Origin of the sequence: Pseudomonas psychrophila (genome assembly GCF_001043005.1) — a bacterium.
Lineage (GTDB): Bacteria > Pseudomonadota > Gammaproteobacteria > Pseudomonadales > Pseudomonadaceae > Aquipseudomonas > Aquipseudomonas psychrophila.
In genome coordinates this window covers 954,713-977,359 of sequence record NZ_JYKZ01000001.1, presented here as the reverse complement: position 1 = coordinate 977,359, position 22,647 = coordinate 954,713, and the positions used below count along the sequence as shown (strand labels likewise).

22 protein-coding genes and 1 other RNA gene are annotated in these 22,647 nt (G+C 58.0%); 19 read left to right on the top strand and 4 right to left on the bottom strand.

Annotated features, from left to right (window positions below):
- Window positions 1-27 precede the first annotated feature (27 nt).
- The 5 genes from petA to TU76_RS04495 all read left to right on the top strand — a co-directional run bounded on the left by petA (window position 28) and on the right by TU76_RS04495 (window position 3,845).
- Window positions 28-621, top strand: coding sequence for a ubiquinol-cytochrome c reductase iron-sulfur subunit (gene petA / locus TU76_RS04515; RefSeq protein WP_019823829.1), 594 nt, complete (start codon window positions 28-30; stop codon window positions 619-621).
- Window positions 621-1,832 carry a cytochrome b gene (locus TU76_RS04510; protein ID WP_019823828.1) on the top strand — a complete coding sequence of 404 codons (1,212 nt, stop codon included), beginning with the start codon at window positions 621-623 and terminating at the stop codon, window positions 1,830-1,832. The genes petA and TU76_RS04510 overlap by 1 nt, the downstream gene beginning before the upstream one ends.
- Window positions 1,832-2,611 (top strand): cytochrome c1, encoded by a 780-nt coding sequence (locus tag TU76_RS04505; RefSeq protein ID WP_048351158.1) that lies wholly within the window; start codon window positions 1,832-1,834, stop codon window positions 2,609-2,611. The genes TU76_RS04510 and TU76_RS04505 overlap by 1 nt, the downstream gene beginning before the upstream one ends.
- A 186-nt stretch (window positions 2,612-2,797) precedes the next feature.
- Complete coding sequence (locus TU76_RS04500) at window positions 2,798-3,415, top strand: glutathione S-transferase N-terminal domain-containing protein (RefSeq protein WP_048351157.1); 618 nt, start codon at window positions 2,798-2,800, stop codon at window positions 3,413-3,415.
- A gap of 16 nt (window positions 3,416-3,431) precedes the next feature.
- A complete protein-coding gene (locus tag TU76_RS04495; RefSeq protein ID WP_048351156.1) occupies window positions 3,432-3,845 on the top strand; it encodes a ClpXP protease specificity-enhancing factor in 414 nt (137 codons plus the stop codon).
- Between the two features lie 54 nt (window positions 3,846-3,899).
- On the opposite strand, the gene TU76_RS04490 is transcribed toward TU76_RS04495, so the two are convergent.
- From TU76_RS04490 to TU76_RS04475, 4 genes are all read right to left on the bottom strand, one after another.
- Complete coding sequence (locus TU76_RS04490; RefSeq protein WP_019823820.1) at window positions 3,900-4,481, bottom strand: BON domain-containing protein; 582 nt, start codon at window positions 4,479-4,481, stop codon at window positions 3,900-3,902.
- Window positions 4,478-5,071, bottom strand: coding sequence for a phosphoheptose isomerase (locus TU76_RS04485; protein WP_048351155.1), 594 nt, complete (start codon window positions 5,069-5,071; stop codon window positions 4,478-4,480). Before TU76_RS04485 ends, TU76_RS04490 begins: the two co-directional genes overlap by 4 nt.
- 135 nt (window positions 5,072-5,206) lie before the next feature.
- Window positions 5,207-5,572 (bottom strand): YraN family protein, encoded by a 366-nt coding sequence (locus TU76_RS04480; RefSeq protein ID WP_048351154.1) that lies wholly within the window; start codon window positions 5,570-5,572, stop codon window positions 5,207-5,209.
- Window positions 5,572-7,344, bottom strand: a complete 1,773-nt coding sequence (locus tag TU76_RS04475) for a penicillin-binding protein activator (protein ID WP_048351153.1) — start codon at window positions 7,342-7,344, stop codon at window positions 5,572-5,574. Before TU76_RS04475 ends, TU76_RS04480 begins: the two co-directional genes overlap by 1 nt.
- Before the next feature lie 235 nt (window positions 7,345-7,579).
- Here TU76_RS04475 and rsmI point away from each other — a divergent pair, with 235 nt between their 5' ends.
- The 14 genes from rsmI (at window position 7,580) to TU76_RS04410 (ending at window position 22,646) form a co-directional block, all read left to right on the top strand.
- Window positions 7,580-8,434: a 16S rRNA (cytidine(1402)-2'-O)-methyltransferase gene (rsmI, locus tag TU76_RS04470; RefSeq protein ID WP_037032029.1), complete on the top strand. Its 855-nt coding sequence runs from the start codon at window positions 7,580-7,582 to the stop codon at window positions 8,432-8,434.
- A 140-nt stretch (window positions 8,435-8,574) separates the two neighbouring features.
- Window positions 8,575-8,928: RNase P RNA component class A (gene rnpB / locus TU76_RS24450), an RNA gene on the top strand.
- A 355-nt stretch (window positions 8,929-9,283) separates the two neighbouring features.
- Window positions 9,284-9,739 carry a division/cell wall cluster transcriptional repressor MraZ gene (gene mraZ, locus TU76_RS04465; RefSeq protein WP_019408593.1) on the top strand — a complete coding sequence of 152 codons (456 nt, stop codon included), beginning with the start codon at window positions 9,284-9,286 and terminating at the stop codon, window positions 9,737-9,739.
- Window positions 9,736-10,683, top strand: coding sequence for a 16S rRNA (cytosine(1402)-N(4))-methyltransferase RsmH (gene rsmH / locus TU76_RS04460; RefSeq protein WP_019823810.1), 948 nt, complete (start codon window positions 9,736-9,738; stop codon window positions 10,681-10,683). Before mraZ ends, rsmH begins: the two co-directional genes overlap by 4 nt.
- Window positions 10,680-10,973, top strand: a complete 294-nt coding sequence (gene ftsL, locus TU76_RS04455) for a cell division protein FtsL (protein ID WP_019823808.1) — start codon at window positions 10,680-10,682, stop codon at window positions 10,971-10,973. The genes rsmH and ftsL overlap by 4 nt, the downstream gene beginning before the upstream one ends.
- The gene (locus TU76_RS04450; protein ID WP_019823807.1) at window positions 10,970-12,712 is read left to right on the top strand and encodes a peptidoglycan D,D-transpeptidase FtsI family protein; all 1,743 of its coding nucleotides are present in this window, start codon (window positions 10,970-10,972) and stop codon (window positions 12,710-12,712) included. The genes ftsL and TU76_RS04450 overlap by 4 nt, the downstream gene beginning before the upstream one ends.
- Entirely contained in the window at window positions 12,712-14,175 is a 1,464-nt protein-coding gene (locus TU76_RS04445) for a UDP-N-acetylmuramoyl-L-alanyl-D-glutamate--2,6-diaminopimelate ligase (protein ID WP_048351152.1), read from the top strand. The genes TU76_RS04450 and TU76_RS04445 overlap by 1 nt, the downstream gene beginning before the upstream one ends.
- Window positions 14,168-15,535: a UDP-N-acetylmuramoyl-tripeptide--D-alanyl-D-alanine ligase gene (locus TU76_RS04440; protein ID WP_048351151.1), complete on the top strand. Its 1,368-nt coding sequence runs from the start codon at window positions 14,168-14,170 to the stop codon at window positions 15,533-15,535. The genes TU76_RS04445 and TU76_RS04440 overlap by 8 nt, the downstream gene beginning before the upstream one ends.
- Window positions 15,535-16,617 carry a phospho-N-acetylmuramoyl-pentapeptide-transferase gene (gene mraY / locus TU76_RS04435; RefSeq protein ID WP_019823801.1) on the top strand — a complete coding sequence of 361 codons (1,083 nt, stop codon included), beginning with the start codon at window positions 15,535-15,537 and terminating at the stop codon, window positions 16,615-16,617. Before TU76_RS04440 ends, mraY begins: the two co-directional genes overlap by 1 nt.
- 5 nt (window positions 16,618-16,622) lie before the next feature.
- Window positions 16,623-17,969, top strand: coding sequence for a UDP-N-acetylmuramoyl-L-alanine--D-glutamate ligase (gene murD, locus TU76_RS04430; RefSeq protein ID WP_019823799.1), 1,347 nt, complete (start codon window positions 16,623-16,625; stop codon window positions 17,967-17,969).
- Window positions 17,966-19,180 carry a putative lipid II flippase FtsW gene (gene ftsW / locus TU76_RS04425; protein ID WP_019823797.1) on the top strand — a complete coding sequence of 405 codons (1,215 nt, stop codon included), beginning with the start codon at window positions 17,966-17,968 and terminating at the stop codon, window positions 19,178-19,180. Before murD ends, ftsW begins: the two co-directional genes overlap by 4 nt.
- Window positions 19,170-20,240 (top strand): undecaprenyldiphospho-muramoylpentapeptide beta-N-acetylglucosaminyltransferase, encoded by a 1,071-nt coding sequence (gene murG, locus TU76_RS04420; RefSeq protein ID WP_019823794.1) that lies wholly within the window; start codon window positions 19,170-19,172, stop codon window positions 20,238-20,240. The genes ftsW and murG overlap by 11 nt, the downstream gene beginning before the upstream one ends.
- Window positions 20,233-21,693, top strand: a complete 1,461-nt coding sequence (gene murC / locus TU76_RS04415; RefSeq protein ID WP_019823792.1) for a UDP-N-acetylmuramate--L-alanine ligase — start codon at window positions 20,233-20,235, stop codon at window positions 21,691-21,693. The genes murG and murC overlap by 8 nt, the downstream gene beginning before the upstream one ends.
- Window positions 21,690-22,646 (top strand): D-alanine--D-alanine ligase, encoded by a 957-nt coding sequence (locus TU76_RS04410; protein WP_046809740.1) that lies wholly within the window; start codon window positions 21,690-21,692, stop codon window positions 22,644-22,646. Before murC ends, TU76_RS04410 begins: the two co-directional genes overlap by 4 nt.
- Window position 22,647: the final 1 nt, after the last annotated feature.

Genomic DNA, 22,647 nt, shown 5'->3' with positions numbered 1-22,647 from the left:
GCCACAAAGCTGATGGGAGAGGACTGAATGAGCAATGACGGCGTAAATGTCGGCCGGCGTCGCTTCCTCGTAGCAGCCACATCCGTGGTGGGTGCTGCAGGAGCGGTGGGGGCGGCGGTCCCGTTCGTGGGGTCGTGGTTTCCCAGTGCCAAGGCGAAAGCCGCTGGCGCACCGGTGAAAGTGAATATTGCAAAGGTCGAGCCAGGTCAGCAAATGATTGCTGAATGGCGTGGTCAGCCGGTATTCATCGTACGTCGCACCGAGGAAATCCTGGCAAATCTGAAGAAGATTGAAGGGCAGCTTGCTGACCCTGATTCCAAGCAATCTGATCAGCCTGCTTATGTGAATCCGGAGTTGCGGTCGATCAAGCCAGAGATTCTGTTGTTGATCGGTATTTGCACCCACTTGGGTTGCTCGCCTACGTTCCGTCCTGAGGTCGCGCCCGTTGATCTTGGCAAGGATTGGGTAGGTGGTTATTTCTGCCCTTGTCATGGTTCGCACTATGATCTGGCCGGCCGTGTTTACAAGTCGCAGCCAGCCCCGCTGAACCTGCCAGTACCGCCCTACTATTATGAGTCGGACAACATTGTTGTCGTTGGCCTCGATGGGGAGAACGCGTAATGAGCAAGTTCATGGATTGGGTAGACGCCCGCTTCCCTGCAACCAAAATGTGGGAAGATCACCTCAGCAAGTATTACGCCCCGAAGAACTTCAACTTCTTCTATTTCTTTGGCTCCCTCGCATTGCTCGTTCTGGTTAACCAGATCGTTACCGGCGTGTGGCTGACCATGAGTTACACGCCGTCGGCAGAAGAAGCTTTTGCTTCTGTCGAATACATCATGCGTGACGTCGAATACGGCTCCATCTTGCGTTACCTGCACTCTACGGGTGCATCGGCGTTCTTTGTTGTCGTCTATCTGCACATGTTCCGCGGCTTGCTCTACGGCTCCTACCAGAAGCCCCGTGAGCTGGTGTGGCTGTTCGGCATGATGATTTATCTGGCCCTGATGGCAGAAGCCTTCATGGGCTATTTGTTGCCTTGGGGTCAAATGTCCTACTGGGGCGCCCAGGTAATCATCTCGCTGTTTGGCGCGATTCCGGTTATCGGAAACGACCTGACCCAGTGGATCCGTGGTGACTACCTGATCTCCGGGATTACCCTGAACCGCTTCTTCGCCCTGCACGTAGTGGCCTTGCCGATCGTGATTCTGGGGTTGGTGGTGTTGCACATTCTGGCGCTGCACGAAGTCGGGTCCAACAACCCGGACGGCGTGGACATCAAGAAACACAAAGACGAAAACGGCATACCGCTGGACGGCATTCCCTTCCATCCGTACTACACCGTGAAAGATATCGTCGGCGTTGTGGTGTTCCTGTTTATCTTCTGCTCGATTGTGTTCTTCTTCCCGGAAATGGGTGGTTACTTCCTGGAAAAACCGAACTTTGAACAGGCCAACGCCTTTAAAACGCCGGAGCACATTGCACCTGTCTGGTACTTCACGCCGTTCTACGCGATCTTGCGTGCGATTCCGGACAAACTGCTTGGCGTAATTGCCATGGGTGCCGCGATTGCGATGTTGTTCGTGCTGCCCTGGCTTGACCGCAGTCCTGTGAAGTCCATGCGCTACAAAGGCTGGATGAGCAAGGTGTGGCTGTGGGTGTTCTGCATCTCCTTCGTGATTCTGGGTGTGTTGGGTGTATTGGCACCGACCCCGGGCCGCACGCTGCTGTCGCAGGTCTGTACGTTCCTGTACTTCGCCTACTTCATTCTGATGCCGTTCTACACCAGACTTGAGAAGACCAAACCGGTTCCGGAAAGGGTGACTGGCTGATGAAAAAGCTATTTGCTGTATTGATGCTCGCAGTTATGCCTGTGTTCTCCTTTGCGGCTGAACAAGGTGTGCAGCTCGACAAGGTCGACATCGATGTTTCTGACAAGGCTGCCATGCAGGATGGCGCGCGCACGTTCGCCAACTACTGCATGGGCTGTCACAGTGCCAAGTTCCAGCGTTACGAGCGCGTGGCAGACGACCTGGGTATTCCCCATGACGTCATGCTCGACAATCTGGTGTTCACCGGTGCCAAGATTGGCGACCACATGAACATCGGCATGCAGCCAGCTGATGCCAAGGCCTGGTTCGGTGCTGCACCGCCAGACCTGACTCTTGTTGCTCGTGTTCGTGGTACTGACTGGCTGTATAGCTACCTGCGCGCTTTCTACGAAGACCCGTCTCGCCCTTGGGGTGTGAACAACAAGGTTTTCCCGAACGTGGGTATGCCTAACGTTCTGGCGCCGCTGCAAGGGCGTCAGGTTGTGGGTTGCAAGCAAGTACAGATCGTCGAAGACGGCAAGAAGCAGTATGATCCGCTCACCGGCACGCCTTTGACGCATGAAGCGTGCGACCAGCTGACAGTGCTGCCTAAAACCGGCGCGCTGACTGAAGAGCAGTTCGATGAGAAGATCAAGAATCTTGTGACCTTCCTGTCCTACTCGGCCAATCCGGTGAAGCTGGAGCATCAGCGCATCGGTACTTACGTGCTGATCTACCTGGCTTTCCTCTTTGTATTCGCTTATCTGCTCAAGCGCGAATACTGGAAGGATGTGCACTGATATAGTTACACGCAATGCTGTTAATCGTGCGCGCCCGAGGGTGTCTCTGAAAAGGTAACAGTGCAGGACGGGTGGCAAGCGGGGTCTAGCGACTCTGTTTGCCCAGGTTCTGCGGTTATCAGAGGCGTTCCTTGGGCGCGTTCGTTTTTCTGCTCCCGATAATTTCAACAAGCGAGGAGGACCGCCATGGGCGTGACCAATCGGTTGGCCTGTTACTCCGACCCCGCCGACCACTATTCCCATCGAGTACGTATTGTGCTCGCAGAGAAAGGTGTCAGCGCCGAGATCATCAGTGTGGAGGCGGGCCGTCAGCCGCCGAAGCTGATCGAAGTGAACCCTTACGGCAGCCTGCCAACCCTGGTCGATCGTGACCTGGCGTTGTGGGAGTCGACTGTGGTGATGGAATATCTGGATGAGCGTTACCCGCATCCTCCGCTGTTACCGGTTTATCCGGTTGCGCGGGCCAATAGCCGTCTGCTGATTCATCGTATTCAGCGTGACTGGTGTGCTTTGGTTGACTTGATCCTTGATTCGCGGACCAAGGAGCCGGCACGTGTAGTGGCTCGTAAAGAGTTGCGCGAGAGCTTGACGGGTGTTTCTGCATTATTTGCCGACAAACCTTTTTTCCTCAGCGATGAGCAAAGTCTGGTCGACTGCTGCCTATTGCCGATACTCTGGCGCTTGCCTATTTTGGGTATTGAATTGCCGCGGCCAGCCAAGCCGCTGCTCGACTATATGGAGCGCCAATTTGCGCGTGAGGCTTTCCAGGCAAGTTTGTCTGGTGTCGAACGCGACATGCGCTAAAGCTTAGGAGCCCTCGATGAATTCAAGTCGACCTTATCTGGTGCGTGCGCTCTATGAGTGGATCGTTGATAACGACTGCACTCCGCACATGCTGGTTAACTCTGACTACCCGAAGGTGCAAGTGCCTGCGGGTTTTGCCAGTGACGGGCAGATTGTCCTGAATGTTTCGCCAACCGCCGTGCGTCAATTGCACATGGACAACGAAGCAGTAAGCTTTGAAGGGCGTTTTGGTGGTGTACCGCACACGTTGTACGTGCCTATCCCTGCAATCATGGGTGTTTACGCCCGCGAGAACGGCCAGGGTATGGTGTTCGACCTGGAAGAGCCTCTTGAGGCTGATGACGAGGTTGAGCCGGATGACGATGGGCCGCCACCAGGATCTGAGCCGCCTCGACCTACGGGTCGGCCAAGCCTGAAAGTGGTGAAGTAATAAAAAAGGCGACCTGAGAAGGTCGCCTTTTTTGTGTCTGGCAGTTGGGTGCTGTCAGTCGATGTACTCGAACAGTTTGACGATTTTTTGTACGCCAGAAACACTCTGCACCAGGCTGGTAGCGCGGGCTGCTTCCTGCTTGGTCACCAGGCCGAGCATGTAGACGATGCCGTTTTCCGTGACGATTTTGATCCGCGAGCCGGGAATCGCGTTGTCGGTCAGCATTTGGGTCTTGATCTTGGTGGTCAGCCAGGCGTCGTTGTTCCGCGCCAGGATCGAAGACGGTGCCATGACTTGCAACTCGTTGTTGACCTTCTTCACGCGTTGAACGGCGGCGGCAGCTTGCTCGGCCTGGGCCTTCAGGTCGGCGCGCGGGGTTTGGCCGGCCAGCAGCACGATGCCGTTGTAACTGGTGACAACGATATGCGAGCCGGTGTCCAGATCCGGATTGGCCTTGGCCACGTTCACGGCTACCTTGGTTTCAATCAGGGAGTCGTCGATTTTGCTGCCGAAGGTGCGGGTGCCGCGATCATCCTCAATAGGCTTGTCGCGGGTGGCGGTCAGTACCGAGCTGCAACCGGCAGTCAGACCAAGACACAGGGTCAGGGCTATCAGGCCAAGGCGATTAAAAGTCATTCTTCACTCCCGAACAGTTGGCTGTCGATCAGATCGCACAAGCAGTGGATCGCCAGCAGGTGGACTTCTTGAATTCGTGCGGTGACATTGGAAGGTACGCGAATCTCTACGTCCTCGGGCAGCAGTAGTGAGGCCATGCCGCCGCCATCACGGCCAGTCATTGCGACTACGACCATCTCGCGATCGTGGGCAGCTTGAATGGCCTGGATGATATTGGCCGAATTGCCGCTGGTTGAAATAGCCAGCAGCACATCGCCGGGTTGGCCGAGTGCGCGGATCTGCTTGGAGAAAATCTCGTTGAAGCTGTAATCGTTGGCGATCGAAGTGATCGTCGAAGTGTCGGTGGTCAGTGCAATCGCGGGCAGGCTGGGCCGCTCGCGTTCAAAGCGGTTGAGCAGCTCGGATGAAAAGTGCTGGGCGTCACCTGCCGACCCGCCATTGCCGCACGAAAGCATTTTGCCCTCGTTGAGCAGGGCATTGACCATCACCTGGCTGGCTAGCTCGATGTGAGGGGCAAGCACTTCCATCGCCTGCTGCTTGGTGTCGATGCTGGCTTGGAAAAGCTGGCGAATCCGGGATTGCATGTCCATCTATGTGACCTTAAGTAGGGCGGCTGGTCGGGCGTTATCCAGGTGTTCCTGAGTGACTTCCCGGCACAAGAATGTGCAGCCAGCAAAGCAAAGCAAAATCGTTCAAAAAAGGGTGCTGGAATCGGTCTGGCAGCGTTATTGGCTGTCAAAGGCATTCCGTAGCCAGTTCAATTGGGGTGTTGCGCTGTCCATTGTCACCACGTCAAATCGGCACGGGTGATTGGCCCAGCGTGTCTCCCGCTGCAAAAAATGCTGGGCGGCAAGTATCAGCTTTTGGCACTTGCGTGCGTCAATGCTGGCCAGAGCGCCACCCCATTGCGTGTGTTGTCGGTAACGAACTTCGACGAATACTACTGTATCGCCGTCAAGCATGACCAGATCCAGCTCGCCGCGCTTGCATGACCAGTTTTGCGCCAGCAGGCGCAAACCCTGTTGCTCAAGATGCCGCAGCGCCAAGCGCTCGGCATCCTTGCCAATGTGTTGGCTTGAGCGCTCGGGCATCAGTTTGGGGTAGCAGGCAGGCGTTGAGGCTGGCCATTGATGAACTCGGCCCATGGCAGCTGACGCTCGACACGCTGTGCCGGGCTCATGCTCAGGCTGCCGGAAAAGCCGTCGATCCGGCTGTCGGGCAGTGCCTTCAACTGACCCAGGCTCGGTGCCAGGCGATAGGCGTCGATACCCATAGCGTATAGGCGTCCCAGGCTACCGCCTGCTTGTGGCCATTGTGCGGTCACTTGTTGACGCAGCGGGTTGGACGGATCGAGCAGCCAGGGTGTTTCACAAAAGCGGATGCCGTTCATGTCGTTGTACTGGTTCTGGTCGCCACTGGCGCTGAATACGTGGGAGGTCGCGTAAACAGGGAGGTCACCAGCGTACTGATAGTTCAGGGTCGGTTTGATCTGCTGGGCTTGCTGAGGGGTGGCGGCCAGGAAGATAAATTCCATGTCCTGTCGGCGCGTAGGTTGTGCGGAGCCACCGCCTTTACGCAATTGCACCAGGTCTGCGACTTGCTGGGCCAGTGCTACGGGCTTATCGATATGTTCTATGCCAACGATGGTGCCGCCGTGGGCTTCCCACTCCTGGCGAAACGCCTTGAGTACACGGTCGCCCCATTCGCCGACTGGCACCATTGCGCCAGCGCGGGTCAGGCCATCGGCACGTGCACGTCGAGCTACTTCGCGGGCTTCATCTTCAGCTGCCAGGCCAAACTGGAACAGTTGTGCAGGACCTTGAGCGCCCTCGCTGTAGTTCAGGGCCAGTGTGGTGATCGGCAATTGCGGGCGAGCACTGAGTTGCTTGACCAGGTTTTTTTCCAGTGGTCCGACCACCAGTTGCACGCCGTCGGCTTGGGCCTGGCGATAGAAGTCGTCCAGCGAGGTCAGGCGCGAGCTGTTATAGAACTGAATGTTTGGCGGGTTCTGGCCTGCTTGTTGGGCCTGATAGTGAGCAGCCATGAAGCCATCACGCAGTGCTTTGCTCACAGAAGCCAGTTGGCCGTCCTGTGGCAGTAGTAATGCAATTTTGGTCAGGGGCTGGCTGGCCAGTTCCTTGAGCTTGATCAGTGGTGCCGGCAGTTGGATGGCAGCAGGGTGGGCAGGGTTTTGTGCGCGCCATTGATCGATAGCGTTTTGCTGATCCTGCAGGGTACTCGCGCTCTTGACGGCCAGGGCCAGAGACATCCAGCCGCTCAGTACATCGTTGCTCTGGGCGTGCAGTTGATCGACCGGCAAGGCGGCCACCAGTGCCCAAATGGCTTCGTTGTTGCTACTGGCGGCGTCGCCGGTCAGGTTCGGGCTCATGGCTGCGCGTTCACGGGCCGCTGCCAGCGTCTGGCCATCAGCTTCGAGGGCGAGGGCGTGGACGGTATGGGTACGCACCTGCAGGTCGGCTGGCAGTTGGCCGAGGATCGACGTGCTTGGGTGGTTCAAGGCCGCTAACGCTGCTTTGTGGTCATTGCGGCTCATCGCCAGCTCGGCTGCCAGGGTGTTGGCAAAAACTTGCTGGGCAGGTTTGAGTTGATCCAGTGCAACCAACCCCAGAATCTGTGCCGCGCGCGCCGTATTTTGCTGGCGCTGGGCAAGGTCGGCTGCCGACAGGCGCAGCAGGGCGGCCTTTTCCGGATTTGTGGTTTCGGATGCCTGCTGGAGCAATTGCTCAAGACTGGCGTCCGGGGTCCGTGGAAGTTCGCCAAGGCTGGACGAGGGCGAGCTAGCGCAAGCCGCCAACAGGGCAGCGAGGCAGAGGGCAGTGAACAGCCGCAGGCAAGCGATCATGTAGTGTTCCTGATACTCGATCAAATGAGTGGGGAAGTGTACCCAAGCACTGGCCGGGGCGCGATGTTAGAGGCAATAAAGCCTGAATTTAGATGCTATCTGTACGTTGTGGAGGTGAAAGTTTCCCCACTTGGCGGTTTGCGGCCTGCAGGGTGGGTGCGTTCATGAGGGCTCTACGCGCTACAATGGCGGCTTTAACTCTTATGAGGTGTGCGTTTTGACTGCTCCAGGTGATTTGAATTCCGTTCTTGGCTCACTTTATGTGGTGGCCACGCCCATCGGTAACCTGGACGACATCAGTGCGCGCGCGCTCAAGGTCTTGCGTGACGTGTCACTGATTGCGGCCGAAGACACGCGCCACTCCCTGCGCCTGCTGCAGCATTTTGGTATTTCAACGCCGCTGGGCGCCTGTCACGAACATAACGAGCGTGATGAAGGCAGCCGCTTTATTCAGCGTTTGCTGGCCGGTGAAGATGTCGCATTGATTTCTGATGCGGGTACGCCGCTGATCTCCGACCCGGGTTATCACTTGGTGCGTCAGGCGCGAGCGGCTGGCGTCAGGGTTGTGCCGGTGCCGGGTGCCTGCGCCTTGATCGCGGCCCTGTCTGCGGCGGGGCTGCCTTCTGATCGCTTTATTTTTGAAGGGTTCCTGCCTGCCAAGGCTGTCGGGCGTCGTTCGCGTCTGGAATTATTAAAAGAAGAGCCCCGCACGCTGATCTTTTACGAGGCGCCGCACCGGATTCTTGAGTGCCTGCAAGATCTTGAGCTGGTATTTGGGTCAGAGCGCCCGGCATTGCTGGCGCGCGAGCTGACCAAGACATTCGAAACACTCAAGGGTTTGCCCCTGTCCGAGTTGCGTGCATTTGTTGAAGGCGACAGTAATCAACAGCGCGGCGAATGTGTTGTGCTGGTTGCGGGCTGGACCGCGCCAGAAACAGATGAAGTGGTCAGTAGTGAGGCGATGCGTATTCTCGACTTGCTGCTTAAAGAAATGCCACTCAAGCGTGCGGCTGCACTTGCCGCTGAAATAACCGGTGAACGCAAAAACGTCTTGTACCAAGTTGCACTTGAAAAGCAGAAAGCAGAGTAACAATTGATATCAGGTGATGGCGTTTTGATGTCTTTGCATGTATTGCCCCGTGACTAAAGGCCGCAACTCAGGCAATTCAACCTGCCTTGCGGCGTTTAACGCTTGTTCTATACGCTCTGTACAGTTAATCTTCGCCCCGGAGAGTCGATTGGACAGTCGCTGCCTTCTATGAAAATTAGGGGGGGGAGGAAAGTCCGGGCTCCATAGGGCGAAGTGCCAGGTAATGCCTGGGAGGCGTGAGCCTACGGAAAGTGCCACAGAAAATAACCGCCTAAGCGCTTCGGCGCCGGTAAGGGTGAAAAGGTGCGGTAAGAGCGCACCGCACGACTGGCAACAGTTCGTGGCTAGGTAAACCCCACTTGGAGCAAGACCAAATAGGGTTCCAAGGCGTGGCCCGCGCTGGAACCGGGTAGGTTGCTAAAGATGTCCAGTGATGGCCATCGTAGACGAATGACTGTTCACGACAGAACCCGGCTTACAGATCGACTCTCCACCTTTTTTTCTTCTGCTTGCCCTGCAGGCAGAATGCTATATCAGACAGCGCTTAATCCCCCGCCGACATTTCCAAGATTAATTCCCGACGTAATGCCGAAAAGTTCTTACTCTTAACAAACTACTTTAAGTTTGAAGTCCAGGGCTTTGAATTCGCTGCGCCTTGCTCGTCAAAAAAACCTTCCGCTTACTGCTCTACGTCTATTTACCCTCCTAAATCTCAGTTATGTAAGGGTTTTCCTGTGGGTCGCTCCTTGACGGTGTGGTGGGCGCATTCCTATAGTGTGCATAAGTGGTGGAAAGTGGCATAAAGTGGGTTTTCTAGACGTAAAACGCTAATATTTGGAGATGCGACCAGTGTTTCGCGGAGCCAACGCAATCAGTCTCGATGCCAAGGGCCGTCTCGCAATGCCGAGCCGGTACCGTGACGAGCTGATTTCGCGAAGTTCCGGGCAGCTGATCGTGACCATCGATGCGGTAGATCCCTGCTTATGTGTGTACCCCCTTGATGAGTGGGAATTGATTGAAACCAAGCTACGGGCGTTGCCTTCGTTGCGTGAAGAAAACCGCCGCTTGCAACGTCTGTTGATTGGTAATGCCGTCGATCTTGAACTCGATGGCAGTGGTCGTTTTCTGGTGCCGCCGCGTTTGCGTGAATATGCCAAGTTGGATAAGCGCGCGATGTTGGTAGGCCAGCTAAACAAGTTTCAACTGTGGGACGAGGATGCCTGGGAAGCTGTTTCTGCCGCTGACCTTGCAGCCATTCAACAACCGGGCGCGATGCCTGACGAACTGCGTGATTTAATCCTGTGACTATAGATAGCGGCTTCAACCACATCACCGTACTGCTCGACGAAGCCGTAGAGGCTCTCGCCGTACGTCCTGATGGATGCTATCTGGATGGCACCTTCGGTCGCGGCGGACATAGCCGCCTGATACTCCAGAAGCTTGGCCCTGAGGGGCAATTGCTCGGGTTTGATAAAGATCCACAGGCGATTGCCACCGGGCAAGCGCTAGCGGCCGAAGACGGCCGCTTTGTTATTGTGCAGCGCAGTTTTGCTGAAATGGGATCCGAAATTGCCGATCGCGGTCTGGCCGGTAAGGTTGACGGTGTCCTGCTCGATTTGGGTGTGTCTTCACCGCAACTTGACGATCCGGAGCGCGGCTTCAGCTTCATGAATGACGGCCCTCTGGACATGCGCATGGATCCGGACCGCGGCATCAGTGCTGCCGAGTTCGTTAACACAGCATCCCAGGAAGAAATCGCCCGCGTCTTCAAGGAATATGGCGAAGAGCGCTTTTCCGGTCGCATGGCTCGCGCAGTTGTAGAGCGTCGAGATATCAAGCCGTTTGAGCGCACCGGCGATCTGGCTGAAGTGTTGAAAGTGGCCAATCCGGCCTGGGAAAAGGGCAAGCACCCTGCAACCCGTACTTTCCAGGGTTTGCGTATTCACGTGAACAACGAACTGGGCGACCTTGAAGCAGGTCTTGAGGCTGCACTGGAATCCCTGGCAATCGGCGGCCGTCTGGTGGTGATCAGCTTTCACTCCCTGGAAGACCGTATCGTCAAATTGTTCATGCGCAAACTGGTCAAGGGCGAACCCGACAACCTGCCGCGCGGCTTGCCCGTTCAGCACGTTGCTTTTGTTCCGAAAATCAAAATTCACGGCAAAGCCCAGACCGCGTCCGATGCCGAACTCAAAGCCAATCCACGCTCGCGCAGCGCTGTAATGCGCGTCGCGGAGAAGCTTCGTTGAACAAGCTCTTCGCCAAACCACTTCCCGGCGGAAGTTTTTTCATGCTGCTGCTGTTTATTGGCGTCCTGGTTTCGGCTGTGGGCGTTTCTTACAGCGCCCACTGGAACCGCCAGTTGCTCAACACCCTATACGGTGAACTGAGTGTGCGTGACAAGGCACAGGCGGAATGGGGGCGTTTGATTCTCGAGCAAAGCACCTGGACCGCCCATAGCCGTATCGAAACACTGGCCAGCGAACAACTGAAAATGCGCATTCCTGGCGCAGCAGAAGTTCGAATGGTGGCGCCATGATCAAACTCGAGGGCGCGCTCTATCCGTGGCGTTTTCGTGTGGTGCTGGCATTGCTGGCACTGCTGGTAGGCGCGATCGCGTGCCAGATCGTTTACCTGCAAGTGATCGACCATGACTTTCTCAAGGGGCAGGGCGATGCGCGCAGCTTGCGACATATCCCGATCCCTGCTCACCGTGGCCTGATTACCGATCGCAATGGTGAGCCGCTGGCCGTTAGTACGCCGGTGACCACCCTGTGGGCCAACGCCAAGGAAATGCAGGTTGCCAAAGACCGTTGGCCAGCCTTGGCGCACGCGCTCGGGCAAGACCCTAAAGTGCTGACGGCGCGTCTGGAACAGCAAGCCAATAAAGAATTTATCTACCTGGTCCGGGGCCTCACCCCTGAGCAGGGCCAGGTTGTGCTCGACCTCAAGGTGCCGGGCGTTTATGGCATTGAAGAGTTCCGCCGTTTTTACCCTGCCGGTGAAGTTACGGCCCACATGGTCGGCTTTACCGATATCGACGATAAAGGTCGTGAAGGCGTTGAGCTGGCCTATGACGAATGGCTGGCCGGAGTTCCGGGCAAGCGGCAGGTGATCAAGGACAGGCGCGGGCGTCTGATCAAAGATGTGCAAGTGACCAAAAACGCCAAGGCAGGTAAGACCTTGGCGTTGTCGATTGACCTGCGCCTGCAGTATCTGGCCAACCGCGAACTGCGCAATGCGCTGGTCGAGAACGGCGCCAAGGCCGGTAGCCTGGTGATCATGGATGTGAAGACCGGCGAGATTCTAGCGATGGTCAACCAGCCTACCTACAACCCCAACAACCGTCGCAACCTGCAACCGGCGATGATGCGTAACCGCGCCATGATCGACGTGTTCGAGCCGGGCTCGACGGTCAAGCCGATCTCCATGAGTGCTGCGCTGGAAACCGGGCGCTGGAAGCCTACTGATAAGGTTGAGGTTTATCCGGGCACCCTGCAGTTGGGCAAGTACACCATTCGTGACGTATCCCGTTCCGAAGGTCCGGTCCTCGACCTGACCGGCATTCTGATCAACTCCAGTAACGTGGGCATGAGCAAGGTTGCCTTCGATATCGGTGGCGAAGCGATCTTCCGCCAGATGGCCAAGATGGGCCTGGGGCAAGACACCGGCCTGGGCTTTCCGGGTGAGCGCGTCGGCAACCTGCCTAACTACCGCGAGTGGCGCAAGGCTGAAACCGCGACCCTCTCTTATGGCTACGGCGTGTCCGTAACGGCGATCCAGCTGGTCCATGCGTTCTCGGCATTGGCCAACAACGGCAAGCTTGCTCCGCTGACGCTGCTAAAAACCGACCGCCCGCCCGAGTCTGCGCAGGTCATGCCTGAGCAAGTCGCCAAAACGGTGCAGGGCATGCTCCAGGAAGTGATCGAAAACCCTCGCGGTGTATGGCGTGCCAAGGTGCCGGCGTATCACGTTGGCGGCAAGTCGGGTACAGCGCGTAAAACATCTTCGGGCGGCGTCAAAGGCTACGCAGTGAACTCTTATCGTTCCCTGTTCGCCGGCTTCGGCCCCATGAGCGACCCGCGTTACGCGATCGTTGTAGTGATCGATGAACCGAGCAAGGCGGGCTACTTCGGTGGTCTGGTTTCCGCTCCGGTATTCAGCAAAGTCATGTCCGGCACGCTGCGTCTGATGAACGTGACCCCGGATAACCTGCCGACGGCAGCGGAGCAACAAGCAGCCGCAGCCGCGGCAGCAGCCAAAGGAGGGCGCGGCTAATGTCCCTGAGCCTGAACAAGATTTTTCCTCATGCCGGCCACGATCTGCTTATTCGTGAGCTGACTCTGGACAGCCGCAATGTACGCGCAGGTGATCTGTTCCTTGCGGTGCCCGGCGGCAAGCTCGATGGTCGTGAGCACATCGCTGACGCGTTGAAGCGCGGCGCGGCTGCCGTAGCCTATGAAGTGCAGGGTGCAGACGTACTGCCCATCTCTTCTGTTCCCTTGATTCCGGTCAAAGGTCTGGCGGCTCAGCTGTCCGATATCGCCGGGCGCTTTTATGGTGAGCCGAGTCGTCATCTCAACCTGGTCGGCGTGACCGGTACCAACGGTAAAACCAGCGTCACTCAGTTGGTGGCGCAAGCGCTGGATCTGTTGGGGCAGCACTGCGGCATCGTCGGCACGCTGGGCACGGGCTTTTATGGCGCGCTGCAAAGCGGTCGCCACACCACGCCGGACCCGATTGCCGTACAAGCCATGTTGGCCGACCTGAAAAAGGCCGGTGCCAAGGCCGTCGCAATGGAAGTCTCTTCCCATGGCCTGGATCAGGGTCGTGTCAGCGCATTGGCGTTCGACGTTGCCGTGCTGACAAACCTGTCCCGTGACCACCTGGATTATCACGGCACTATGGAGGCTTATGCTGCCGCCAAGGCCAAGCTGTTTGCCTGGCCGGATCTGCGTTGCCGCGTACTGAACCTGGACGATGAGTTCGGTCGCCAACTGGCCGCTGAAAAGCATGGTTCGCGCCTGATTAGCTACAGCCTTGAGGACAGCAGTGCCACTCTGTACTGCCGTGATGCGACCTTTGATGATGACGGTGTCCGCGCCACCGTGGTGACGGCTCAAGGCGAGCACCTCCTGCGCAGTTCCTTGCTCGGGCGTTTCAATTTGAGCAACGTGTTGGCCGCTGTTGGCGCCTTGCTTGGGTTGGATTACGCACTGGACGAAATTCTGGCCGTGCTGCCGAAGCTGGAAGGTCCGGTCGGGCGCATGCAGCGTCTGGGTGGCGGCACCAAACCGTTGGTGGTGGTCGATTACGCCCACACCCCGGATGCGCTGGAAAAAGTATTGCTGGCGCTGCGTCCCCACGCCAAAGGCCAATTGCTGTGCCTGTTCGGCTGCGGCGGCGATCGAGATCGCGGCAAGCGGCCGTTGATGGCGCACGTGGTTGAGCGTTTGGCTGATGGTGTTCTGGTCACCGACGACAATCCGCGTACAGAAGCACCGACGCAAATCTTTGACGACATTCGTGCTGGTTTTGTAGCACCGCAGAACGTCACCTTTGTAGCCGGTCGCGGTGATGCAATCGCTCAAGTCATTGCCAACGCCCACGCTGAAGACGTGATCGTGCTGGCCGGTAAAGGTCATGAGGACTATCAGGAAATCAATGGCGAGCGTCATGATTTCTCTGATCTGGTCGAAGCCGAAAAAGCCCTGAGTATCTGGGAGGTGGCCAATGATTAAACCTCTGTTGCTGAGTGAAGTGGCTACTGTTCTGCAGGGGCGTCTGGTTGAAGCGGACTGCCGCTTCAGTGGTGTCAGCATCGACAGCCGGGCGATTACGAAAGGTCAGTTGTTTATTGCCCTGACCGGTCCGCGCTTTGATGGTCATGATTACCTGAATGAAGTAGCTGCCAAAGGCGCCGTTGCCGCCCTGGTCGAGCGCGAAGTACCTGAGTCAGCACTGCCTCAACTGGTGGTCAAAGACACGCGAGAAGCACTGGGTCAGTTGGGCGCGCTCAATCGTGCCGGCTATGACAAACCGGTCGCGGCCATTACCGGCTCCAGTGGCAAGACCACCGTCAAAGAAATGCTCGCCTGCATCCTGCGTACCCGTGGTCCGGTACTGGCGACCAAAGGCAACCTGAACAACGATCTGGGCGTGCCGCTGACGCTGCTCGAACTGAGCGCCGAACACACAGCAGCGGTCATTGAGTTGGGTGCTTCTCGTGTTGGCGAAATCGCCTACAGCGTGGCCTTGACCAAGCCTCATGTTGCCGTGCTCAACAATGCAGGCACAGCCCATGTGGGTGAGTTCGGCGGGCCGGAAAAAATCGTCGAGGCCAAAGGCGAGATTATTGAAGGGCTGGATGCCAATGGCATCGCCGTTCTGAATCTGGATGACAAGGCATTCGCCATCTGGAAGAACCGTGCAGCAGGGCGCAAAGTGCTGAGCTTTGCCCTGGAAAACCCCCAGGCCGACTTCCATGCCAGCGATCTGACCCGTGACGCACGGGGTTGCCCGGGCTTCACATTGCACAGCCCGCTGGGCGCCGAAACGGTTCAACTCAATCTGCTGGGCAACCATAACGTGGCCAACGCATTGGCGGCCGCAGCCGCAGCTCATGCCCTAGGTGTCTCGCTATTTGGCATCAAAACCGGCCTCGAAGCCGTGTTGCCAGTGAAAGGCCGGGCAGTTGCCCAATTGACTGCCGATGGCCTGCGAATTATTGATGATACTTACAACGCAAACCCCACCTCAATGTGCGCTGCCGTTGATATACTCGCCGCCTTTTCCGGCCGCACCGTCCTGGTGCTCGGAGATATTGGCGAACTGGGTGAGTGGGCGGAGCAAGGACATCGTGAAGTAGGCGCTTATGCCGCCGACAAAGTTTCAGCGCTCTATGCGGTGGGACCCATGATGGCTCATGCCGTCACAGCATTTGGACACCAGGCTCGTCACTTCGCCAATCAGGCTGACCTGATCAAGGCGCTTCGCGCTGAGCACGAAACAAACACCACTATTTTGATCAAGGGCTCGCGCAGCGCAGCGATGGAAAACGTCGTTGCGGCTTTGTGCGGTTCCAGCGGGGAGAAACATTAATGCTGCTGCTGCTAGCGGAGTATCTGCAACAGTTCTACAAAGGCTTCGCGGTCTTCCAGTACCTGTCCCTGCGCGGGATTTTCGGGGTGCTGACCGCGCTGACCTTGTCGCTGTGCCTGGGGCCGTGGATGATCCGCACCCTGCAAAACCGTCAGATCGGCCAATCGGTCCGTAACGACGGCCCGCAATCCCATTTGTCCAAATCCGGCACCCCAACTATGGGTGGCGCGTTGATTCTGTCGGCAATCACCATCAGTACCCTGTTGTGGGCTGACCTGAGCAACCGCTATGTGTGGGTTGTGATGATCGTGACCCTGCTGTTCGGCGCCATTGGCTGGGTCGACGACTATCGCAAGGTCATCGAGAAAAACTCCCGTGGCCTACCGAGCCGCTGGAAGTACTTCTGGCAGTCGGTGTTTGGTCTGGGCGCTGCGATCTTTCTGTATGCGACGGCGCCAAGCGCGGTCGAAACCACACTGATCCTGCCAATCCTCAAGGACGCCAGCATCCCGCTGGGTATCGGCTTTGTTGTACTGACCTACTTTGTGATCGTAGGGTCTAGCAACGCGGTCAACCTGACTGACGGCCTTGATGGTCTGGCGATCATGCCTACGGTGATGGTGGGCGGTGCGCTGGGTATCTTCTGCTACCTGTCGGGCAACGTTAAATTTGCCGACTACCTGCTGATCCCGTATGTCCCGGGCGCTGGTGAGTTAATCGTTTTCTGCGGCGCGCTGATTGGTGCCGGTCTCGGATTTTTGTGGTTCAACACCTACCCGGCACAAGTGTTCATGGGTGACGTCGGCGCGCTGGCGCTGGGCGCGGCCCTGGGCACTATCGCCGTGATCGTGCGTCAGGAAATCGTGCTGTTCATCATGGGCGGTGTGTTCGTGATGGAAACCCTGTCCGTGGTGATCCAGGTAGCGTCTTTCAAGTTGACCGGCAAGCGGGTGTTCCGCATGGCGCCGATTCATCACCACTTTGAACTTAAAGGCTGGCCCGAGCCTCGCGTGATCGTCCGTTTCTGGATTATCACCGTGATCCTCGTGTTGATCGGTCTTGCCACGCTGAAGCTGAGGTAGAACCTGTGTCTCTGATCGCTTCTGACCACTTCCGCATCGTTGTCGGCCTCGGCAAGAGCGGCATGTCCCTGGTGCGCTTTCTGGCGCAGCGGGGCGTGTCGTTTGCTGTGGCAGACACGCGGGAAAATCCACCGGAACTGGCCACGCTGCGCCGTGACTACCCGCAAGTGGAAGTGCGTTGTGGCGAACTGGATGTCGAATTCCTGTGCCGTGCCGACGAACTGTATGTGAGCCCCGGCCTGGCACTTGCGACTCCGGCCCTGCAGGCGGCGGCGGCCCGTGGCGTGAAACTGTCGGGCGATATCGACCTGTTCGCGCGTAACGCAAAGGCGCCCATCGTTGCAATCAGCGGCTCCAACGCCAAAAGCACTGTGACCACCCTGGTCGGTGAAATGGCGGCGGCAGCCGGCAAGCGCGTTGCGGTCGGTGGCAATCTCGGCACGCCTGCGCTGGATCTTCTGAACGATGACGTCGAGCTGTACGTGATGGAGCTGTCGAGCTTCCAGCTGGAAACCACCAACCAGCTGGGTGCTGAAGTGGCCACCGTGCTCAATGTCAGCGAAGACCATATGGATCGCTACAGCGGCCTGCCGGCGTATCACCTGGCCAAACACCGGATTTTCCGTGGTGCCAGGCAAGTCGTGGTCAATCGTCAGGATGCGCTGACGCGTCCGCTGATGAGTGAAGGTCAGCCGTGCTGGACCTTCGGCCTGGGTGCGCCGGATTTCAAGGCTTTTGGCCTGCGTGAAGAAAACGGCGAAAAATACCTCGCGTTCGAATTTCAAAACCTGATGCCCGTTCGCGAATTGAAGGTGCGTGGTGCTCACAACCAGGCCAATGCCCTCGCTGCATTGGCTCTGGGCCACGCAGTGGGCTTGCCGTTCGATGCCATGCTGCAAAGCCTGCGTCATTTCACCGGCCTTGAGCATCGCTGCCAATGGGTACGCGAGCTTGATGGCGTGAGCTACTACAACGACTCCAAAGCTACCAACGTCGGTGCGGCACTGGCTGCCATCGACGGCTTGGGCATGGACATGGACGGCAAGCTGATCCTGATCGCTGGCGGCGACGGCAAGGGGGCAGACTTCAGCGGCCTGCGTGACTCAGTCGCCAAGTACTGCCGCGCAGTTGTGCTGATGGGTCGTGATGCAGAGTTGATCGCAGAGGCGGTGGGCAATTCGGTGCCTTTAGTGCGCGTCAGTTCGCTGGACGAAGCAATCGAGCAAAGCCGTGCGTTGGCCCAGCCAGGCGATGCTGTGCTGCTGTCGCCCGCCTGCGCCAGTTTTGACATGTTCAAAAATTACGAAGACCGCGGCCAGTTGTTCGCCCGCGCCGTGGAGGTGCTGGCATGATTTTCGGCATCCTCAAACCTTACCCTTCGCCGCTGATCACGGGCCGTGGCATCGACCTCGACTTCCCGTTGCTGGCCGGTTGCCTCGCGTTGCTAGGCCTTGGGCTGGTGATGATTACTTCGGCATCGTCCGAAGTTGCCGCCTTGCAGTCAGGTAACACCCTGTACCACATGATCCGCCACCTGTTTTACATCGTCCTCGGCCTTGGCGCGTGCATCCTGACCTTGATGGTGCCGATCGCGACATGGCAACGCCTGGGCTGGTTGTTGCTGATCGGTGCGTTTGGTTTGTTGGTGATGGTGCTGATCCCGGGTATCGGGCGTGAAGTGAACGGTTCCATGCGCTGGATCGGCTTCAGCTTCTTTAACGTACAGCCTTCAGAAATCGCCAAGGTCTTCGTGGTGATCTACCTCGCGGGCTATCTGGTGCGCCAGCAGAAGGAAGTCCGTGAAAGCTGGATGGGCTTCTTCAAACCATTCATCGTTTTGCTGCCGATGGCGGGCCTGCTGCTGATGGAACCGGACTTCGGTGCCACCGTTGTCATGATGGGCGCGGCGGCTGCCATGTTGTTCCTGGGTGGTGTTGGCCTGTTCCGCTTCGCCCTGATGGTGGCACTGGCGGTGGGTGCAGTGTTTGTCCTGGTACAGGCCCAGCCTTACCGGATGGCGCGTTTGATCACCTTTACCGACCCGTGGTCCGACCAGTTCGGTTCCGGCTACCAACTGACCCAGGCCCTGATCGCGTTCGGTCGCGGAGAGTGGCTTGGCGTTGGTTTGGGTAACAGTGTGCAGAAGCAGTTCTACCTGCCTGAAGCGCACACCGACTTCGTGTTCTCGGTCTTGGCTGAAGAATTGGGCGTAGTCGGCTCGCTGTTGACCTTGGCCCTGTTCGTATTCGTTTGCGTGCGCGGCATGTACATAGGCATGTGGGCCGAGCGCGCCAAGCAGTATTTCTCGGCTTATATGGCCTACGGCTTGTCGTTCCTGTGGATCGGTCAGTTCCTGATCAATATCGGGGTAAACGTCGGTTTGCTGCCAACCAAGGGTCTGACCTTGCCATTCCTCAGTTATGGCGGCAGCTCGCTGGTGATTTGCTGTGTGTGCATGGGCTTGTTGCTGCGCATCGAGTGGGAGAGTCGTACCCACTTGGGCAGCGAAGAGACCGATTTCAAAGAAAGCGACTTCGATGAGGAGCCGACCCATGGGCGCTAATGTGCTGATCATGGCCGGCGGCACCGGCGGCCACGTGTTCCCGGCGCTGGCGTGTGCGCGCGAGTTCGAAGCACGTGGTTATACCGTGCACTGGCTCGGTACTCCCCGTGGCATCGAGAATGAACTGGTTGAGCCTGCGGGCTTCAAACTGCACCTGATCAATGTCGCGGGCTTGCGTGGCAAGAGCAAACTGTCGCTGTTAAAAGCACCGTTTGTGTTGCTCAAAGCGCTGTTTCAGGCACGCAAAATCATTCGCCAGCTCAAGCCGGTGTGTGTGCTGGGTTTTGGCGGCTATGTGACAGGGCCTGGTGGTTTGGCCGCGAAAACCTGTGGTGTGCCAGTGATCATTCACGAGCAGAACGCGGTAGCCGGTACGGCCAATCGTCTGCTGGTGCCGATGACCCGTCGTGTCTGCGAAGCCTTCCCTGAAACCTTCTCCGCCTCGGACAAACTGCGTACCACCGGCAACCCGGTACGTCCTGAACTGTTCACGCTTGCGCCACGGGCCGCACTGGAAGGGCGCAAGGCGCGCCTGCTGGTGCTGGGTGGCAGCCTGGGTGCCGAACCCCTGAACAAATTGTTGCCTGAAGCCTTGGCCAAAGTACCGGCTGACATTCGTCCTGAAGTGTTTCATCAGGCAGGCAAACAGCATGGCCAGATTACAGCCGAGCGCTATAACGCGGTCGGTGTCGAAGCTGACGTACAACCGTTTATCAAAGACATGGCCCACGCCTATGGCTGGGCCGACCTGGTGGTTTGTCGCGCAGGCGCGCTGACCGTCAGTGAACTGGCTGCGGCCGGTCTGCCTTCGCTGCTGGTGCCATTGCCCCACGCGATTGACGACCATCAGAGCCGTAACGCCGACTTTTTGGCACGCGAGGGCGCAGCCTTCCTGATGCCGCAAGCGACAACTGGCGCAGCCGAACTGGCTGCACGCCTGACAGAGGTTTTGATGCAACCGGAACGACTCAACAGCATGGCGGCCAATGCCCGCCGACTGGCCAAACCTGATGCGACCCGCAACGTTGTAGATATCTGCCTGGAGGTGGCCAATGGTTGAGAATCAAAAAGCTATGCCACAACCCGAGATGCGTCGTATCCGTCGTATCCACTTTGTCGGTATCGGCGGTGTGGGCATGTGCGGCATTGCCGAGGTGCTGCTGAACCTGGGCTATGAAGTGTCGGGTTCAGACTTGAATGCATCGCCTGTGACCGAGCGTCTTGAATCGTTCGGCGCACACATCTACATCGGCCATCGTGCCGAGAACGCTGCCACCGCCGATGTACTGGTGGTGTCGAGCGCGGTGAACACGTCGAACCCTGAAGTGGCGAGTGCACTGGAACGCCGCATTCCTGTAGTGCCGCGGGCCGAGATGCTGGCTGAGCTGATGCGCTATCGCCACGGCATTGCCGTCGCCGGGACCCACGGCAAGACCACCACCACCAGCCTGCTGGCCTCGGTGTTCGCGGCCGGTGGCCTGGACCCGACGTTCGTGATTGGTGGTCGACTGAATGCAGCCGGCACCAATGCACAACTGGGCACCAGCCGTTACCTGATTGCTGAAGCAGATGAGAGCGATGCCAGCTTCCTGCACTTGCAGCCGATGGTTGCTGTGGTCACCAACATCGACGCCGACCATATGGCGACCTACGAAGGCGACTTCAACAAACTGAAGAAAACCTTCGTCGAGTTCCTGCACAACCTGCCGTTCTACGGTTTGGCCGTGCTGTGCCTGGACGATCCTGTAGTGCGTGAAATCCTCCCGCTGGTCAAGCGTCCGACCGTAACGTACGGCTTCAGTGAAGCTGCGGACGTGCGTGCGATCAATGTTCGCCAGCAAGGCATGCAAACTTTCTTCACCGTGTTGCGCCCGGACCGCGAGCCGCTTGACGTGTCGGTGAACATGCCCGGCAACCACAACGTGCTTAACGCCCTGGCGACCATCTGCATTGCCTCCGATGAAGGCATCAGTGATGAGGCCATCGTTCAGGGGCTGTCGGGCTTTGAGGGTGTAGGTCGTCGCTTCCAGGTGTACGGCGAGCTGCCTGTTGAAGGCGGCAGTGTGATGCTGGTCGATGATTACGGCCACCACCCGACCGAAGTCGCAGCCGTGATCAAGGCCGTACGCGGCGGCTGGCCGGAACGTCGTCTTGTGATGGTTTATCAGCCGCACCGTTTCAGCCGTACCCGTGACCTGTATGACGATTTCGTCCAGGTGCTGGCCGATGCCAACGTGCTGCTGTTGATGGAAGTTTACCCGGCCGGTGAAGAGCCGATTCCGGGCGCTGACAGCCGTCAGCTGTGCCACAGCATCCGCCAGCGCGGTCAATTGGACCCGATCTACATCGAGCGCGGCGTTGAGCTGGCGCCGATCGTCAAGCCGCTGCTGCGCGCTGGCGACATTCTGTTGTGCCAAGGGGCGGGCGATATCGGCCGTCTGGCACCGCAACTTATTAAAAGCCCGCTGTTCGCCGGTGCTGTTGTTGCTACCAGTGAAGGAAAGTTGAAATGACTGCTGCCTACGCCAACCTGTTCTCGACCATTGCCCCTGCCGACTTCGGCCGTGTGGCCGTGCTGTTCGGCGGCAAAAGCGCTGAGCGTGAAGTCTCGTTGAAATCGGGCAATGCCGTACTGGGTGCGCTGCAAAGCGCCGGTGTGGATGCCTTCGGTATCGATGTGGGCGATGACTTCATCACCCGTATCACCCGCGAAAAGATCGACCGTGCGTTCATCATTCTTCACGGCCGTGGCGGTGAAGACGGCAGCATGCAAGGCCTGCTGGAGTGCCTGGGCATTCCTTACACCGGCAGTGGCATCCTCGCCTCAGCCCTGGCAATGGACAAGCTGCGCACCAAGCAGGTGTGGCACAGCCTGGGTATTCCAACCCCACGTCACGCCGTGTTGAGCAGCGAAGCCGATTGTATTTGTGCAGCCAAGGAACTGAGCTTCCCTTTGATCGTCAAACCGGCACATGAAGGTTCAAGTATCGGTATGGCCAAAGTGAATAATGTTGACGAGTTGATCGTCGCTTGGGCCGATGCCAGCAAGTACGACTCGCAAGTGTTGGTTGAGCAATGGATCAGTGGTCCCGAGTTCACCATCGCCACCCTGCGTGACCAGGTGTTGCCTCCGATTGCCCTGGGTACGCCGCATACCTTTTACGACTACGACGCCAAGTACGTGGCCAACGATACCCAGTATCGGATCCCGTGCGGCCTCGACAGTGCCAAGGAACAAGAGCTCATGGACCTCACGGCGAAAGCCTGCGAGGCGATCGGTATTGCCGGTTGGGGCCGCCTGGACGTTATGCAGGACACCGCTGGCCAGTTCTGGCTACTGGAAGTCAACACCGCGCCGGGCATGACCGATCACAGTCTGGTGCCGATGGCGGCCAAGGCTGCGGGTCTGGATTTCCAACAGTTGGTGCTGTCGATTCTGGCGGCAAGCTTAGAGGCGCGGGGTTAAG